The sequence below is a fragment of the Lysinibacillus sp. CNPSo 3705 genome (genome assembly GCF_028674935.1).
GTDB lineage: Bacteria > Bacillota > Bacilli > Bacillales_A > Planococcaceae > Lysinibacillus.
This window is the reverse complement of record NZ_JAQZSD010000042.1, coordinates 19,722-37,602: the sequence shown is the minus strand read 5'-3', so window position 1 is coordinate 37,602 and position 17,881 is coordinate 19,722. Positions and strand designations below refer to the sequence as shown.

Genomic DNA, 17,881 nt, shown 5'->3' with positions numbered 1-17,881 from the left:
CATACGTTTTAACAAATGTGAACTGTTGTTCTAGGCGTTACAACTACATTACCCGTTTAAACATTTTTTCCACTTCATACGTTGTAAAATGTATCAACACTGGACGTCCATGTGGACAAGTAAATGGATTGTCGGCATTGCGTAAATCTAGCAGTAACGTATCCATTTGCTCTTTCGTTAAATAATGATTGGCCTTTATCGACTTTTTACAGCTCATCATAATCGCTGCCGCCTCACGTAATTTTTTGACGTCCGCCTTTTTAGTTGTTAGTACCTGTTCAATTAAGTCCTCAATAATTTCTTGTTCTTCTCCCTTAGGGAACCAACTAGGATGCTCCCTCACTACAAATGAAGCCTGTCCAAATTCCTCTAAAAATACGCCAACAGCTTCTAACTCCTGACTATTTTCTCTTAGTATAAGAGCTTCGTCAGCAGCATAATGAAAGGTCAACGGAAGCAATAAAGCCTGACGCTCATTTGGGTTCACCTGACCAACCTTTTCACGGAAAAATTCATATTTAATACGCTCCTGAGCAGCATGCTGATCAATTAAATAAAAGCCATCCTCCATTTGTGCAACAATATACGTGCCGTGAATTTGCCCTACCACCTCAAGCGCAGGGAATGGTTCTTTAGTAGGCTCATCCTCTAGTATTTCCACTGGCTCCTCTAACTTCACTTCTTCGGGAGGATTCATTTCTTCAGGAGGATTCTCCATCACTGCTGTCGGTTGCCAGCTATCTTCAATGGCAGTAGGAACGGATTTAGGTTGTGGCACTATAGGATCTATGGTGTTCGATTCCTGCACTGTTTGCACATCATACAATTTTTCTACAATAGCATTCATTTTCTCCACATTAAGCTTTGGTGCAGGTTTCCAAATATTTAACTGCTCCGTCGCAGGCTTTACCACTTTCTCCTTCTTTTCCATTAGCGGTACCCGAATAACATTGCGGATTTTCTCTCGTATTGTTTCTTCAATTAGCTTAAGAAGCTCAGGCTCCTTACTTAAACGTATTTGGTGTTTGGCAGGATGAACATTGACATCCGTTAAATAAGGATCACCCTCTATGTAGAGCGCAACAATCGGAAAACGTTCAATTGGCAAATACGTATGATAGGCGTCGACAATCGCTTTTTGTACCAAATAATGCTTGACCCAGCGACCATTTACAAACAATGACATATAGTTTTTCGAAGCTCGAGTGACCTCAGGTAGTGATACGAAGCCAGAAATTTTATAATCATGTGATTCACCATTGAATGACACCATTTTTTTCGCATTATGCACACCATAAATGGCTGCTAATACTTGTTGTACGTCACCTCGTCCATTCGTTTGTAACAACTGCTGACCGTTATGCAATAATCTAAACGCAATTTGTGGATTTCCGAGTGCAAGACGGTTCATCAGATCAATTGTATGCCCAAGTTCGGTCTGTAGTGTTTTCATATATTTTAATCGAGCAGGTGTATTGAAAAATAGCTGTGCCACTGTAATATCTGTTCCCTTGCGCAAAGGGCCAGGTTTATGTGTAGCAATATGCCCACCCTCAAGCTCTAAATACGTTCCTGATTCACCATTAGATGTAATAAGCGTCATTTTTGACACCGATGCAATGGAAGCTAAGGCCTCACCACGGAACCCGAGAGTACGAATACGAAATAAATCGTGTTCTTGATGAATTTTACTTGTCGCATGGCGAGAGAATGATATTAACGCATCCTCTTCATCCATACCACTACCATTATCAATTATTTGAATTGAAGTGAGGCCCGCTTCTAGTAAAAAAACATCAATGGACGTACTTCCTGCATCAATGGCATTTTCAACAAGCTCTTTCACTACAGAGGCTGGTCTCTCAACTACTTCCCCTGCCGCGATTTTATTGGACAGCCACTCGTCCATAATTTGTATTTTTCCCATAGCGTATCACTCCTTTACTTTTTTGTGTTTACTAGTTGCTGCTGTAATTCGTATAAAATATTCATCGCTTGCATTGGTGAAGTGCCAAGAATATTTACTTTTTCTAGGTTTTTCAGCACTTCTAACTCTGCTGGAGAGATTGGTTCTCCCTCCGAAAATAGTGACATTTGCACTGGCTTTTCAACAACTTCCTGTACCACGGCCACTTTGTTTTCAGCTTCGTTTCCTGCCTCGAAGTTTTCAAGCAATACTTGTGCTCTTGTTAAAATTTCCTCTGGCAATTGCGCAAGCTGTGCTACATGAATTCCGTAAGATTTATCGGCAGCACCCTTTTTCACCTTATGCAAAAAGACTACCGTGCCATTTTTTTCAGTAGCAGATACGTGTACATTTTGCAGTCGAGGAAGCTCCTTTTCGAGTGCCGTTAATTCATGATAGTGAGTTGAAAACAGTGTGTTTGCCCCAATTTTGTCATGGATGTATTCCATCATAGATTGAGCAAGACTCATACCATCATAAGTAGATGTCCCACGACCAATTTCATCAAACAGCATTAAACTATTTTTTGTAGCATGCGTAATGGCATGCTGAGATTCTAACATTTCCACCATAAATGTAGATTGTCCCGCAGCTAAATCATCCGCTGCACCGATGCGTGTAAAGATCTGATCTGTAATTGGTAATCTAGCTTTTTCAGCAGGTACATAACAGCCCATTTGCGCCATGACAACAATAAGTGCAACTTGACGCATATACGTACTTTTACCGGACATATTCGGACCTGTAATAAGCATCATATTGTTATTTTCCTCAAGTACACAATCGTTTGGTACATACATTTGCTTATTAAGCATCTTTTCAACAACCGGATGGCGCCCTTCAATAATTTCTAGCGAACGTCCGCCATGAAACTCCGGCTTCGTAAAACGATATTTCTCTGAAACACTTGCAAAGCTTAATAGTACATCTAGCTCACTAATGCTCGCTGCTAACGCTTGGACACGTGGAATAAACGTCTTTAATTCATCACGTATTTTCACAAATAAATTATACTCTAACGTTAAACTCTCTTCCTCGGCATTTAAAATTAATGCTTCTTTTTCTTTAAGCTCTTGTGTAATATAACGCTCAGCATTGGCCAAAGTTTGCTTACGTTCATAACGTGTTAAATCTGCTAAATGGATATTAGACTTCGTAATTTCAATATAGTAGCCGAAAATTCGATTGTAGCCGATTTTTAAGTTTTTAATGCCCGTTTTCGTCCGTTCCTCTTGCTCTAGCTGTGCAATCCAATCCTTCCCATTACGAGAAGCATAGCGTAGTTCATCTAAGCGTGCATCATAGCCATCGCGAATGACGTCACCCTCTTTAATTGTAATTGGTGGATTGTCTGTAATAGCACGTGCTAATAGTGCCTCTACATCTGCACAAGTATCAAGCGCCGCGCCTAGCTTTTGCAATGTTTCTTTATCGGTACCAAGTAGTTGCTGCTGTATGGTAGGTACTTGACGCAATGAATCACGTAGCTGCGCTAAATCTCGTCCACCAACATTACCAAAAGCTACACGTCCCGCTAAACGCTCTAAATCATATACTTGTTTTAAAGAGGCTTGTAGCTCTGTTCTTACAAAGTATTCCTCTAATAAATCAGTGACGTATGCTAATCTTTCGTCAATGGCAGCACGTGAAGCAAGAGGTTGGTGTAACCATTGCTTTAATTTGCGCCCTCCCATTGCTGTCACTGTATCATCTAACAACCATAAAAGCGTGCCTTTTTGATCGCCACCGCGAATAGATTGAATAAGCTCTAAATTACGCTTAGAGCTAGAGTCAATACGTAAATAATTTTTCATTTCATTGTAAGTAAATGCTTGAATATGTGATAATGAACGCATTTGTGTTTTATCAATATAAGCGAGCAAACGAAGGCAAGCAATTTGTAAATCATTTGGCACCGCATCTAAATAATGTGCAGCTTTAGCCATTGTCATTTCATCTGTTTCAATAGAAAGGACGATACCCGCGTTTACTGCATGCTCTGCTAATAGAAGCTGCAAACTTTCCGTTACAATTAATTCACGAATACCGTATGCCTGCATTTGCAATAACAGTGCCTTACCGTCACCCTCAATCGAGGAGGCTACCGCTTCACCTGTAGATAAGTCTAAATAAGCGTAGCCAAATGTCATATCGTCAAGTTGTTCCGCAGCACCAATAAAATGATTGGTTTTACCATCAAGCGACTTACCTTCCATGATCGTTCCTGGTGTAATAAGCTGAACAACTTCACGTTTTACTACACCCTTTGCTTGCTTCGGATCTTCTGTTTGCTCACAAACAGCAACCTTATAGCCCTTTTGCACAAGAGTTTCAATATAATTTTTTGCCGAATGATGTGGAACACCACACATTGGAATACGCTCTTTTGCACCTGCATCTCGGCTCGTTAATGTAATTTCTAAAAGTTGAGAGGCATTAATAGCGTCCTCAAAAAACATCTCGTAAAAGTCACCTAATCTAAAAAATAAAAAGGCATCCTTGTAATCTTCCTTTACCTGCAAATACTGTTGCATCATTGGTGTATAAGTTGTCATTTTAAAAATTCCCTCGCTCTTACCATATAGATATTTTTATTATAACAAAAGATACATGCGAAACGCTTAATTCACCTTTTTTAAGATGCTAGCGCTTCGCATGTATAGAATGTTTAGTATTATCTTTGTCTCTCATCAGGAAACGATGAGGACTCTAAAACATACCTGCCTTCTTCACTGGAGCTAGATGATGAGCTGGAACTGGAGCTAGATGAAGACGAGGAAGAGCTCTCATCAAAATTCCATTCCTCTTCGAAATCTAGTGGATGTACACTAATGCAAATAGTCGTTTCTCCCATTACCTCTACAACTACTTCACGTTCTACTACGATTTCAAACTTCGTACCACATGGGGAGATAATTGCCTCTATACAGTTTGGCTCTTGAATAACACGTACACGAACATCATCACCAGCACTCACTTCACCGTCTCTAAAAGAAAGCTTCACTTTGTCTTTATAGTGGACCGTTTCAGAAAATACTGCTGTTTTCGAATGACTACTATAGGCATACCATACATTAACATCAAATTTTCCCGATACTTCTACAAATTTACCGACTTTTTTCGCGGAGCAAGTATGATTGATAACCCAGCAACCGAGAATACTCGTCGGTTTATTCGATGGACTTAATGTTACACGTTCTTCCGTTCTCTTCTTCCCTTTGGCAACTACTGCTCTCGTCACGATTTGTCGTAAACGTTTCAGCGCAATTCCTCCTTTGACTCTTTTCACTCCATCATATGCAGGTAGCGCCTATTGGGTGAACATATATTTTTAAGAATCAAATTACTGACTTTTTCATACTATGTTGTCTGAATTGCGCTAATTTCCAAGAGCATTATTCAATTATGCCGAGGCCTAATTGCCGCTGTCGCGCAGAATACATTTGAAGTTGTGGGCTTTGCTTTCGCTACAGAGAACATTGGCCGCTGTCGCTTTGCTTTCGCGCAGTATACATTTTGCAACGCGTACGGAATCGGCTTTGTACTTAGTCCTGCATGAGGATCGACACGATGCCGGTCATTTCGGTAATACTAAAGAACATGGCGTTCTTAAACTAAGTTTCTCTATTCAGAGGATGTCTTTTGTCCCGAAAAATAGCAACAGGTACGGATATTTGGACACCCACTGAAAGAAGTTAAACACATAAAAATAGCCCGAATGCTAGCATTCGAGCTATTTTTATTTTTTTATGAGCAGCTGCCTGGTGTTGTATTGGCAACGTATGAGCCAGTTTCTCCACGAAGTAAATCTCCACCAGTTGAGCGAACAATCTCATTTGTAACATTGTTAGCAATTGTGTTCGAAACTAATTGCAATAAATCATTTACATCCACTTGAGATTCTTTAAATTGTTGAACCACTGGGATTGCATTGATTTCTTCTTCAATTTTTTCGATTTTATCTTCAATTAATTTCAGCGCTTTTTCTTTTCCTAAGTGTTGGAAGTTAACAGCTTGCTTCTGTAGGCTTTTTAAGCTTGCAATACGCTCACGTACAAATTGGTTTTCATTAATTTGTGCTTCGGCTTTTTTGAAAAATTCAACTTCTTGCGTATTGGCAATCATATGCGCAATTTCGTGTGACTTCTTGATTAAATCATCTTTTGTATACAATACTTGTGACATTTACGCTTCCACCTTTTCATTTTTTACTACTTCTACAAATTCACCACTTAGTGAATAAGAAGTAGCCTCAACTATTTTTACTTTCACTAATTGACCTATTAAATGTGCTGGCGCTTTAAAGTTTACAAGACGATTTTTACGCGTATAGCCAGCTAATACATCTTCGCGTTTTTTACTTGTACCTTCGACTAAAACTTCTACTATTTCACCCTTCAAGCCCTCTAATGCTTTTCGAGAGTACTCCCCTACAACTTCATTTAATCGTAGAAGACGTTCTTTTTTCACTTCTTCAGGTACATTATCCACCATTTTTGCAGCAGGTGTACCCTCGCGAGGAGAATAAATATACGTAAAGGCCATTTCAAAGCCTACTTCACGGTACAAGGATAATGTCTCCTCAAATTGCTCCTCTGTTTCATTAGGATAGCCTACGATAATATCAGTCGTTAGTGTTACTTCCGGAATAGCCGCTTTAATTTTCGCTACTAATCCAAGGAAATGCTCACGTGTATACTTACGAGCCATAATTTTTAGCACATCATTTGAACCAGATTGTACTGGTAAATGAATATGCTCAACTAAGTTACCACGTTTTGCAAGAACTTCAATTAAATGATCATCGAAATCACGTGGATGACTCGTTGTAAAACGAATGCGTGGAATATCGATTTTTCGTAATTCATCCATTAAATCACCAAGTCGATATTCAATATCCTCAAAATCCTTGCCGTAAGCGTTGACATTTTGCCCTAGTAGCATAATTTCTTTATAGCCAGCAGCCGCTAATTCACGAACTTCTGCAATGATTTCTTCCGGACGACGACTACGCTCCTTACCACGTGTATAAGGTACAATACAATACGTACAGAATTTATCACAGCCGTACATAATATTTACCCAAGCTTTAATGGATCCAAGACGTTTTTTCGGCAGATTCTCAATAACATCGCCTTCTTTGGACCAAACCTCAATGACCATTTCCTTAGACATATATGCTTCTTTTAAAATGTTCGGTAAACGATGAATATTATGTGTACCAAACACCATATCGACATGTGGATAACTTCTTAAAATTTTATTTACAACAGATTCTTCCTGTGACATACAGCCACAAACCCCAATAAGCATCTCTGGATTTTTACGTTTATATTTTAGTAGAAAGCCCAGTTCTCCAAATACTTTGTTTTCTGCATTTTCACGAATAGCACACGTATTCAGTAACACGACATCAGCTTCATCAATCACATCTGTAGGCGTATAACCTAGCTGCATAAAAATCCCAGCCATCACTTCCGTATCATGCTCGTTCATTTGGCAGCCATACGTACGAATATAAAAAGTACGCCCCGTACCCATACCTGCAAACTCTTCTGCAATGTTAAAGTCCTTATGGTACTTAACTTCTTCTTTCCCACGTTTTTTAGCATCTTTTAATGAAGGTGCCGTAAAGACCGTTTCAAAATATTTACTATAATCCTTTTCAGGCTTGTCTTCTTTTTTTGGTTGATTGACTTGTTGATTTGCTAAGCGTTGTTCTTCATTCATTGCAATCAGGTAACTCCTTTCAAACGAATTCCATACATTTGAATTCCCATTTTACTATTATACTGAATAATTGCTACATCCTACAAGGTTTGCGTACTAAATGTCGCGGTTTAGACTTAATTGCACGGTGGCTAGATGTATATTCTCATTAGGATGCAGGAGGGAAATCGTCAGTTTGCAGGGGGAGGGGTATCCGTCACTTCGTCTGTTCCTTCCGTCGCTTGGACCATTCCTTCCGTCGCCTGGGCGATTCTTTCCGTCGCTTTGATCTCTTTCCGTCACTTCGTCTATTCCTTCCGTCGCTTGGACGAATCTTTCCGTCGCTTCGTCTGTTCTTTCCGTCGCCTGGACGGTTCCTTCCGTCGCTTCGCCAGTTCTTTCCGTCGCTTTGATCTCTTTCCGTCACTTTGTCTGTTCCTTCCGTCGCCTGGGCGATTCTTTCCGTCGCTTGGACGGTTCTTTCCGTCGCTTGGACAAATCCTTCCGTCGCTTCGATCTCTTTCCGTCTTGGACGAATCTTTCCATCACCTCGCCGATTCCTTCCATTGCTTCGCTTGCCCCATCCTTCACGTTAATTCCATCGCTTTGCTTAACCAACCTATCACCTCACCGAAGCCCCTCCACCGCCCATCCACACTCTCCCTAAAAATAAAAAATCACCGAAGATATCCATCAACGGCGACGTTTATTATAGTTCTATAGATTGTTTTTGGCGTTGGTCAAATCCAATAATTGTTTGAACGCCATAGCTTTTTAGTAAAGCTGTATTCGCAAATGTGTATTTGCCTAAATCGTCTGGGAAATGCGCATCTGAAGAAACTGTAAAAGCTACACCATGCTCCATTAAAATTTGCAAGAAACGCGGTCCTGGGCACATTTCCTTTACTGGATAGCGATAATATAAACCGGCATTTATTTCAGTGGCAGTTTGTGTGGTTACAAGTGCCTTTGCAATTTTTTCATACCAAGAGTCAAGAAAAGCCGTGTCCTTCACTTGATAATCGAACACTTTAAAATTGTCTAAATGCGCCACAAAGTCAAACATATTCGAGAAGATCATTTTTTCTACTGTAGCAAAAAAACGTGCAAAGTTTTCCTGTAAGGCTACTGCGTCCATGTCCTCAAATATGTATTGGGTTTGAGGATTATCAAAGCCCCAGCCATCCATAAAATGGACAGATCCGATGACATAATCCCACGGATAACCTTCTAATAATGATGCTAATTCTTTTTCACCGCCGACAAAATAATCTGCCTCAATACCAAGCTTTAAGGAAATACCTTGACGTCTCCATTTTTCCTTTGCTCGATTAATAGTTGACACAAAATCATCCATGCTTTCAGTCATGACACAATCAAGCCAGTAACGCTGAGCTCTACCAACTTCATTGTCATCTAATTGCATATAACGTTCAAAGTATGCTCGCGTCTCCTTGAAACGATAGAGATGGTCGACAATCCCAACCTCGCGCAAACCAAGCTGCTTTGCTTGTTGTAAATATAAATCTAACCATTCCTCACTATAGCAACCATTCTGTAAACGCTTTGATAACTGCTGCATTTGTAGCTCTATAAATGCTTTAGAGCCTTTTGTTGCTCCTTCATCTTCATTAAAAAATTTAATTGCCTGAGAAGTACGCTCTAGCCAACGAAATGAATAGGGCCCCTCCTCTAAATGTACATGATAATCAACCATCCGATTTCCCTCCATTGCAAACCGTCCACTTTTCCTCATACGCATGCCACTCTAATGGGCAAGCTATATCACAAAAAATTTCTGAGCATTGCTCTATGTGACAAATTTGATAAAAGGACTTGCCATTTATTTTAGATGCATCCGTTAATAAAAAGTTCATCTTGCTACGATCAAGCATTTTTTTAGAAATTAATGATTCATCCAAATCATAATCGTACACGATACCATCACTTATTCCACCACACGAAATAAATGCCTTATCAAAATTCATATTTCCTAACAATTCCAATGTCATAGCTCCTGTTACTGAGGATTGCCTTGGATTGGTCGTTCCACCAAGTAATATGACCTTTCCAGTCATTCGTCGCTCTTCTATCGCTAAATTAAACTGTACAGCTGCAGCGATAGAGTTGGTTACGACAGTTATATCGTCGACTGCCAATAAAAAATCTGCAATATGCACTGTCGTTGTACCTGTATCAACCGCAATTGTATCTCCGCCACCTATACGACTAGCTGCTAAACGAGCTATATTACGCTTTGCCTCTTTTTGCATTTGAAGCTTACGTAAAAATGCTGGTTCATTTCTAACGTTCGTATACTTTACAGCTCCTCCGTGTACTCTCGTTAATAAATGCTGTTGCTCCAGCTCATCAAAATCTCTACGAATCGTTTCTGGTGCTACTTGTAATTCATCTGCAATATTGGCAACGACAATTTTTCCATCAGCCTCTAATTGTTTTAAAATAAATTCAAAACGTTCAATTTTTGCATATGTCATGATAATGCAATCACATCTTCCTTCGCTATATAGCACTCATATTGCTTACCAAGCTCAAACGAATGCCCTCGTTGGTGTAGCTGTTCCATCGTAAAGAGACATTCACCCTCAAACGTTGTCCGAATAACATTGCCACTCATTAATGACTGCTTCGCCTCTCCAGTCATACAAACATCCCCCTGTCTCTGATCGAGATGTATGGCTTCTGGTCGAATCGCAAATTTTGAGTATTCTTTTGGCAATGCCTCGCCAATCATTTTCTCAAGGGCTTGACGCGTAAAAACATTGTAATGCCCGATAAAATTCGCGATAAATTCACTTTCAGGGCTTGTATAAATCGCAGTAGGTGTTCCACTTTGTGCAATCATCCCATTATTCATCACAAATATTCTGTCAGAAACAGCCATTGCTTCTTCTTGGTCATGCGTAACTAAAATCATCGTTATACCTAGCTTTTGTTGAATAGCTCGTAAGTCTGCTTGAAGTTTCTTACGAATTTGGGCATCTAAAGCACTGAGCGGTTCATCTAATAGCAATACTTTTGGACGTACAATTAATGCTCGAGCAAGGGCAACACGCTGCTGCTGACCCCCAGATAATTCTTTCGGATATGCATGCGCTTTTTCACTTAAATGCACGATTTCAAGTATTTCTTGAACACGTTGATCCACTTCAACAGTATTGACTTTTTGCATTCGTAAACCGAAGGCTACATTTTCTTTCACCGTCATATTTGGAAATAGTGCATAAGATTGAAACACCATACCAACTTGGCGATCCTTTGGTTGAACACGATTCATATCCTTGCCTTCTATGTTAATTTTTCCTACAGATGCATCTGTTAAGCCTGCCAAAATACGCAGGATTGTACTCTTACCACAGCCACTCGGACCTAAAAGAGTTATAAATTCACCCTTTTCAATCTTCATATTTATATTTGATAAAACCGTCGTTGATCCATATTTTTTATGAAGTCCTTCAATTACAATATAACTCATAGATTTGTAGCACCTTTCGATCGTTTCGTTAATGTTGCAATAGCGTACGTTAATAAGCCCATAAGAACGATATAAATAAAGACAACTGCACTAGCAATATGTCCACTTGTACTAAGCTTCTTCATTAAATAAATTTGCACCGTCTCAAAGCGAGAACCAACCACTAGATTAATCAGTACAAATTCTCCAAAAAGTACGGAAAACGATAATAATGCCCCAGCAAATAAGCCTGGGTAAACGGTAGGTAATAATATTTTCGTAAATGCCTGCAATTTAGATGCTCCCAGTAATTGCGCTGCGTCTATAAGCTGTCGTGCATCAACATTCTGCAAACTATTGCGTGTCCCCTGATAAATGTATGGGAGGATACCGATGACATATGCCCCTAAAACTACTAAAATCATCGGCACACCAAATTTGCTATAAACACGAATGAGCCCGACTGCTAAAATAATTCCGGGGAATGAATACACCATTACAACAGCCATCTGTATCCATTTTTCGTATTTTGGGAAATACAACACGATTACAAAAATAGCTGGTACGATAACGAGCAATGCAATCATGACAGCCCCACTAGACAATAAAACAGAACGTCCAAACGCCTGTATAAATTCTGCATCCTGAAATAATGCCGCAAGCCATGTCAATGTTAATCCTTCTGGCAAAATGGTCTTATTCCAATTCGTCGCAAAGGCATAAAGCATTGTTGCAACAACTGGCAACACTAAATACACCACTAACAGGAGGAAAAATAAATCAGCAAAGCCTCTTTTTTTCATTATAACTTCCTCCTTGTTTTTGAAATGCTCCACTCACTCAATAGCATTGCCGTCACCATCGTTACTGCTAGTATTACTGCAATAGCACTTGCCAGCTCTGGTTGTGCAAAAATATCTCCCTTAATAAGAGAACCAATACGAATGGCTACTAAATTGTAATTACTGCTAGTTAGTGCATAGGCAGAGGCATATGCTCCCATTGCATTGGCAAACAATACGCTAAATGTTCCAACAATCCCAGGAAGCATAACAGGGATCCCAATCTTCATCCAAAACTGCCATGTAGAAGCTCCAAGTAATGCTGCTGCGTCCTTCCATTGTTGCTGAATCCCATCATAAATTGGGTATAAAAGCATTAAGGCTAATGGTAGCTGAAAATAAATATAAATCAGTAACAAGCCACCCCAGCTATAAAGAGAAAATGATGAAAATGTGTCAATACCCCATTTATCGAATAGCAATGTAAAGAGCCCGCTATTGCCCAGTAATACAATAAAGGCAAAAGCTAATGGAATACCTGAAAAATTTGATGTTAAATTTGTTAGTATTAAAATTTTCTCACGCACTGGCTCAGAAAATCTCATAATCGCATAAACAGCAAATAGGGTAACCATTAAGGCAATGACTGCCGAAATAACAGACAGTGTAATACTATTTGTAAAGCCTTGTAAAATGTAATCGTTCGTTAGTACAGTTTGATATTGTGCGAGTGTAAAACCATCACTATTTTGAAAGCTTGTGATGAGCATATACAGTAACGGTACTAAGAAAAATAACAAGACAAGTACTAGAAAAGGAGAAAGCCAGGCAACTGTTTGCCGCTTCGAAATCACAACAATCACTTCTTTCTATAGTTAATAGCGGCCATTTATCGTAAAACTGAAATTGTTCCGATAAAATTAGATTTTATTCCGATAAAAGCTAAAATTGTTCCGGTAAATCTTCAAAGTAACTATTTAAACGGCCGAGCGCTTTCCTGTGCGCGCCCAGCCTTCACTCCACTCAGTTAAGCCTTTTTTAAAGAAAGCATCCCTTCTAATAACAAAGGAACCATTTCATCAGAAGGTTCGATATTCAATAAATGACAGCAAAGCGGAGCTATTTGTAACTGTGATACAATCTCATCGTTAATGCCTGCTTTAACGTGATCCGAAATAACAAACATTGGTACATGACGATCCTCAGCTGTTGTGCCTCCATGATTACCATCACTCGTCATCCCGTGATCTGCTGTCACGATCACTTCATAGCCCTGCGCAAGACATTTTGGGATAAATAAAGATAATAATGCATCAACTGCTAAAACACGATTTCGATATTGTGCCGAGTCAGCCGTAAATTTATGACCGTCATCATCTACATTCATCGGATGAATATATAAGAAATCTGGTTGCTTTCGATCCATTAGCCAAACAGCTTCAGCAAATAAATGACTGTCTGGATAGTGATCCTCAAAGTAGAACAGTCCATTCTCAATCGGCAATTGAGTATTTAATTGTAGCCTGTCCTCCATATGCACAAATGGTGCACGATTATATAGCTCACTGACCCAATAATAGGCAGCTGCTGCTGTTGAAAGACCGTTTTCTTTCGCTAAATGAAATAAACTATGTTGCGTCGATAAACGCACTGTCATATTGCTCGTTACTCCATGTACAATGGGTGGTGTCCCCGTTAAAATCGTTTCATATAAAGGCCTTGATAGTGAGGGGACCTCTGAGCAAACCTTGTAGCGTGCTGCTATTTTTCGTTCAACTAAATGGTGCATAAATCCCATATGGGTACAAGCTGTATCAAAGCGAAGTGCATCTACGACAATTAAGACAACTTTATTATTTTCCATGAATTAATACCTGCTCCTGATATTGTTGTGGAATTTGCTTTGTTGTTTCTTCCCATTTCTTTTGGTCTTTTACTGGCTGTGCATTTTTGTACATTTCCGCAGGTAATAATAGCTTCTGAACCTCTTGAGGTAATTGAACCTTGTCACGAATTGGACGAGCATAACCCTTCGCTAAATTTTCTTGTCCTGCATCCGATAAAATGTATTCACGAGCAAGCATTGCTGCATGAGGATTTTTAGCATATTTATTAATGATTGTTGCATAGCCTGATGTTACAGAGCCTTCTGATGGAATGACGACATCGAAACGTTTCTCATCAATTTGGTGTCGATAGCCAAGTGCATTAAAATCCCATAAGATGGCTACATCAATCTCGCCTTTTTCTAAATTCGCAACAGTTGGATCTCCTTTTAAACGCCCTTGTTTTGCTAAGTCTGCAAAAAAGTCTATTCCTGGTTGAATATTCGATTCATCACCACCAAATGCCATTGCAGCTGCTAAAATTGCAAACTGGGCTTGATTCGCTGTTAAAGCATCACCAATGCTGACAGTGTAATTTCCGTTTTTAATATCCTCCCATGATTTCGGGGCATTTTTGACGTTGTTTTTATCAGTTAAAAATGAAATAGTTCCAGTGTAACCCACGATCCAATGGCCTTCATTATCCTTTGCCCAGCCTGGTATTTCATCCCAATAAGATGTTTTATACGGTAATGTTAAACCCTTGTCCTTGGCAATCGGTCCAAAAGCAATTCCGACGTCACCAATATCCGCAGTGGCATCATCCTTTTCCGCCTCAAACTTCGCTAGCTCCTCGGCACTCGACATGTCTGTATCCTTATGCTTAAGGCTATATTCAGTACCAAGATCACCCCAAGTCTCTACCCAGTTAGCCCATGTATCTGGCATTCCGACAGAATTTACAATGCCTTCTTCTTTTGCTTTTTTTGTAATCTCTTCAAGTGTCAAATCACTTTTCACTTCATTTGAACTTGATGAACCGTCAGAACAAGCTGCCAACATTGAAATTGCTAATGCTCCAATTAGACCTTTCTTCCACAACTTTTGAATTGCCATGAGTTGGAACCTCCATTTGTTTATGTTTGTTTTCATTTGCCTTACAACATTTATGTTAGGAAACAAACATTAAGCAAGTATGGAGGACATTAAAATATTCAGTAAAAATTATGAAGGAATTATGAAAATCTATAAATGATTATTAATTAGAGGAGGATTGTAAAAGTTTTAGAGGAGTAAGTAGGAATCTAGCCTGTATGCGCACGTTATGTAGCTTTCTAAGACGTGCACACACTCTAGATTCATTTTATAAACCAAGAAAATCTGCATATGTATGCGGCTCGTTTTCTTTTAAAATTGTTAAAAATGTAAAGGCAAGCTGTACAACTGACCACCATTTCATATTGTAGGACATCTCAAAGTGGGCAGGTGCTAATGTAAAAACATCTTGAAAAATATCAAGTGGATCAATATTTTGATCATTTAATATCGAGAGAAAACCTAAAAACAACGTATGGTCCTTGACCTCAATTATTTTTCTATCAACAAGTGCATCAATATTTTCGGGTTGCTGAAAATTACATTGTGTCGCAACATACCTTTCCAAATCCTGTGTGCGCTGTCTTTCTTCACGTTCTTTTTTCTTTGCAATAAAATCAATGACGTTATCCACGTGCATCGCCTCTTCTTTTTTTCTTTTATTGTAGCATTTTTTACAATACTATTGCCCGAACACGCTCCCCATTTTTTCCCTTTTATCAAAAACAAAAAGAATGTTTTGACAAATTCGTCAAAATCATTCTTTCCTCATGATTTCTTCTAATAAATTTCATTAATATGCTATTGATAAAACGTTTACCATCTATATAAGTTGATTTGGATCAGATTTCAGCGTCAAAGATGACTTTCGTGACCAACATTGTTTTCTGTGCGAAAGCGCAGCGAACGAAGCGTCAGCACAAAGCGCTCAGCCGGAACGGAAATCAATCCCACGTTATGATTATGACCTTATTTTCTTCATTAACATAACTCTAATGTGAATCATTATTGATTGGGATTGTTATGGTCACTTTTCCTCCACCGGCTAATAAATCATTATCAATTAGCAGTGTTCCAGCGTGACGCTGAACAATAGATTGGGCAATATAAAGTCCCATTCCATGATGATTTCCTGCATTTCTGCTTGGATCTCCACGATAAAACTGTTTGGTAGCCTCATTTAAATCTCTCGGAGAAAATCCACACCCGTTATCGGTAACGGTAAATTGAATAAAATCAGCAGCACTTTGAACAGTTAATACCACCTTTCCATTTTCAGGTGTGTGCTCTACAGCATTGGATACGACATTTAAAATTGCTCGATAGAACTGCTCTTCATCGATTACTATAATTGCGGGAAGCATTTCCTTTTGGACATTTACTTGAAGCTTTTTTTCCAACGAAAGAGCTCTCATTTGATGTTCTATTTCTGTTATCAATGCATCCGTTTTAACATTCTTTTTTTCACGAACGATATTTTTCTCCATTTTTGATAAATCAATTAGCTCTTTTGTGAATTTTTCTAATGCCATTGTATTTTTCAAAATATAATTATTATATTCTTTTTGACTATCATCTTGATCAGTATCCTGTAAAAGCTCTGCATTCCCTCGAATAATTGTAAGTGGTGTTTTCAGATCGTGAGCAAGAGCAGAAATTTGTTCTCTACGTGCTTGTTCTGATTCCCATTGTTGTTTTAAGGAGCTGTTTAAAGCCTCTCTCATTTGCTCAAGAGAAATGGATATTTCATCTATTTCACGTATACCTGACGGGCTTATCGTAAAATCCAAATTTTGATTTTGTATTTTTTCAATCGCTTCCTGCAAGCCAAACATTTTTTTCTTAAGCTTTCTTCCAAAATGGATCGCAAGGACAGTTGCTATAGTTATAATTCCTATAATAAATAATAAAATATCTAATAGTTGTGGATTAGGTAAATACTTCCTCATAATAGCCGAACGGTACTGTGGCACTAAATCATACCGTAATATACAAATCTCATTTTCTCGCTCTATTAACGAGTAAAATTGGGTGATACCTTGAGATTGTTCTTTTTTCATTGCATTCCAAGCTTTAAAAGCTTCCTTCTTTGAAAGATTTCCTGCAAGAAGTTTACCTTCTTTAGAGAAGACTGCGTAATCAACAAGGTCTGGGATAATATCAGCCGTAACTGAACTACTAGACGCAATACGATCCCTTGATAATGAAATTTGAGTTTCTGCATAATTTGCTGGTAATACGATGTTGGTAGAAAGGGCAAACAACGTTAAACAGATCAGTACTACTACTAACAAAATGGTGCCTAAACTTAAAAAAAGGAGGTATCGAAGAAAAAAAGTATGTAGCCGTGTTCCTTTAGTAGGCTTTATTGTCTCCATTTATATCCGATCCCCCAAACAGTGTCAATGGCGTCAACATGAAAGGCATGTAGCTTTGAACGAATATTTTTTATATGCTCAGTAATAGCAGTACTGTCACTCTTCCCATCAAAGCCAAAAATAGTTTCATAAATCTTTTCTTTAGAAAACACCTGTCCTCGATTTCGAGCTAGATACTCGCATATTTCGTATTCGCTTTTTGTCAGCATTACCTTCTCTTCATTTACAAACAGCTCTTTACCTGAAAGATTGAAGTGAACATTATCTACAAAAAGAATACTACGTCGTTCTCTTTTTTCGCGTCTCAAATGCGCATTCACTCTTGCACGTAGCTCTCCAATGCCAAACGGCTTAATAATATAATCATCTGCGCCAAGACCTAGACCATACATTAGATCCTCCTCCAACGATTTAGCCGTTAAAAAAAGGATAGGACAATCTACCGCATGACGTATTTGACCACATAAAGTAAATCCATCAATTTCGGGCATCATCACATCCAGTAAAATTAAATCGAAGGCACCAAGATTCATTTTACTTACTTCTGTTGCATCAGTGACCACCGTTACTAAATGTTCATCTTTTAGTAATGCATTTTTTATCAATACTAAAATACCTTTTTCATCATCTACCGCTAATATTTTCGCCAT

At 38.8% G+C, this 17,881-nt stretch carries 17 protein-coding genes; all 17 read right to left on the bottom strand.

Annotated features, from left to right (window positions below):
* Nucleotides 1–43 precede the first annotated feature (43 nt).
* A complete protein-coding gene (mutL, locus tag PVA17_RS16865) occupies nt 44–1,927 on the bottom strand; it encodes a DNA mismatch repair endonuclease MutL (protein ID WP_132357327.1) in 1,884 nt (627 codons plus the stop codon).
* Nucleotides 1,928–1,941: 14 nt separating this feature from the next.
* Nucleotides 1,942–4,521 carry a DNA mismatch repair protein MutS gene (gene mutS / locus PVA17_RS16860; protein ID WP_132357328.1) on the bottom strand — a complete coding sequence of 860 codons (2,580 nt, stop codon included), beginning with the start codon at nt 4,519–4,521 and terminating at the stop codon, nt 1,942–1,944.
* 119 nt (nt 4,522–4,640) lie between these two features.
* A complete protein-coding gene (gene cotE, locus PVA17_RS16855) occupies nt 4,641–5,255 on the bottom strand; it encodes an outer spore coat protein CotE (protein ID WP_248718259.1) in 615 nt (204 codons plus the stop codon).
* Nucleotides 5,256–5,713: 458 nt separating this feature from the next.
* On the bottom strand, nt 5,714–6,151 hold the full coding sequence (locus tag PVA17_RS16850) for a YlbF/YmcA family competence regulator (protein ID WP_132357329.1): 438 nt from the start codon (nt 6,149–6,151) through the stop codon (nt 5,714–5,716).
* Nucleotides 6,152–7,696, bottom strand: a complete 1,545-nt coding sequence (gene miaB / locus PVA17_RS16845) for a tRNA (N6-isopentenyl adenosine(37)-C2)-methylthiotransferase MiaB (RefSeq protein ID WP_132357330.1) — start codon at nt 7,694–7,696, stop codon at nt 6,152–6,154.
* A gap of 196 nt (nt 7,697–7,892) precedes the next feature.
* Nucleotides 7,893–8,102: a hypothetical protein gene (locus PVA17_RS16840; protein WP_274068350.1), complete on the bottom strand. Its 210-nt coding sequence runs from the start codon at nt 8,100–8,102 to the stop codon at nt 7,893–7,895.
* Nucleotides 8,099–8,293, bottom strand: coding sequence for a hypothetical protein (locus PVA17_RS16835; RefSeq protein ID WP_274068349.1), 195 nt, complete (start codon nt 8,291–8,293; stop codon nt 8,099–8,101). The genes PVA17_RS16840 and PVA17_RS16835 overlap by 4 nt, the downstream gene beginning before the upstream one ends.
* 91 nt (nt 8,294–8,384) lie before the next feature.
* Entirely contained in the window at nt 8,385–9,392 is a 1,008-nt protein-coding gene (locus PVA17_RS16830; protein ID WP_132357334.1) for a histidinol phosphate phosphatase domain-containing protein, read from the bottom strand.
* Nucleotides 9,385–10,173, bottom strand: a complete 789-nt coding sequence (locus tag PVA17_RS16825; RefSeq protein WP_132357335.1) for a DeoR/GlpR family DNA-binding transcription regulator — start codon at nt 10,171–10,173, stop codon at nt 9,385–9,387. Before PVA17_RS16825 ends, PVA17_RS16830 begins: the two co-directional genes overlap by 8 nt.
* On the bottom strand, nt 10,170–11,171 hold the full coding sequence (locus PVA17_RS16820; protein WP_274068348.1) for an ABC transporter ATP-binding protein: 1,002 nt from the start codon (nt 11,169–11,171) through the stop codon (nt 10,170–10,172). The genes PVA17_RS16825 and PVA17_RS16820 overlap by 4 nt, the downstream gene beginning before the upstream one ends.
* Nucleotides 11,168–11,953 carry an ABC transporter permease gene (locus PVA17_RS16815; protein ID WP_248718254.1) on the bottom strand — a complete coding sequence of 262 codons (786 nt, stop codon included), beginning with the start codon at nt 11,951–11,953 and terminating at the stop codon, nt 11,168–11,170. The genes PVA17_RS16820 and PVA17_RS16815 overlap by 4 nt, the downstream gene beginning before the upstream one ends.
* A complete protein-coding gene (locus PVA17_RS16810; protein WP_274068347.1) occupies nt 11,953–12,795 on the bottom strand; it encodes an ABC transporter permease in 843 nt (280 codons plus the stop codon). The genes PVA17_RS16815 and PVA17_RS16810 overlap by 1 nt, the downstream gene beginning before the upstream one ends.
* A 164-nt stretch (nt 12,796–12,959) precedes the next feature.
* A complete protein-coding gene (locus tag PVA17_RS16805; protein ID WP_274068346.1) occupies nt 12,960–13,796 on the bottom strand; it encodes an alkaline phosphatase family protein in 837 nt (278 codons plus the stop codon).
* The gene (locus tag PVA17_RS16800) at nt 13,786–14,874 is read right to left on the bottom strand and encodes an ABC transporter substrate-binding protein (RefSeq protein ID WP_274068345.1); all 1,089 of its coding nucleotides are present in this window, start codon (nt 14,872–14,874) and stop codon (nt 13,786–13,788) included. Before PVA17_RS16800 ends, PVA17_RS16805 begins: the two co-directional genes overlap by 11 nt.
* A gap of 247 nt (nt 14,875–15,121) precedes the next feature.
* A complete protein-coding gene (locus PVA17_RS16795) occupies nt 15,122–15,493 on the bottom strand; it encodes a 2-oxoglutarate ferredoxin oxidoreductase subunit beta (protein WP_274068344.1) in 372 nt (123 codons plus the stop codon).
* 352 nt (nt 15,494–15,845) lie between these two features.
* Complete coding sequence (locus tag PVA17_RS16790; protein WP_274068343.1) at nt 15,846–17,231, bottom strand: sensor histidine kinase; 1,386 nt, start codon at nt 17,229–17,231, stop codon at nt 15,846–15,848.
* Nucleotides 17,219–17,881, bottom strand: a complete 663-nt coding sequence (locus tag PVA17_RS16785) for a response regulator transcription factor (RefSeq protein WP_274068342.1) — start codon at nt 17,879–17,881, stop codon at nt 17,219–17,221. Before PVA17_RS16785 ends, PVA17_RS16790 begins: the two co-directional genes overlap by 13 nt.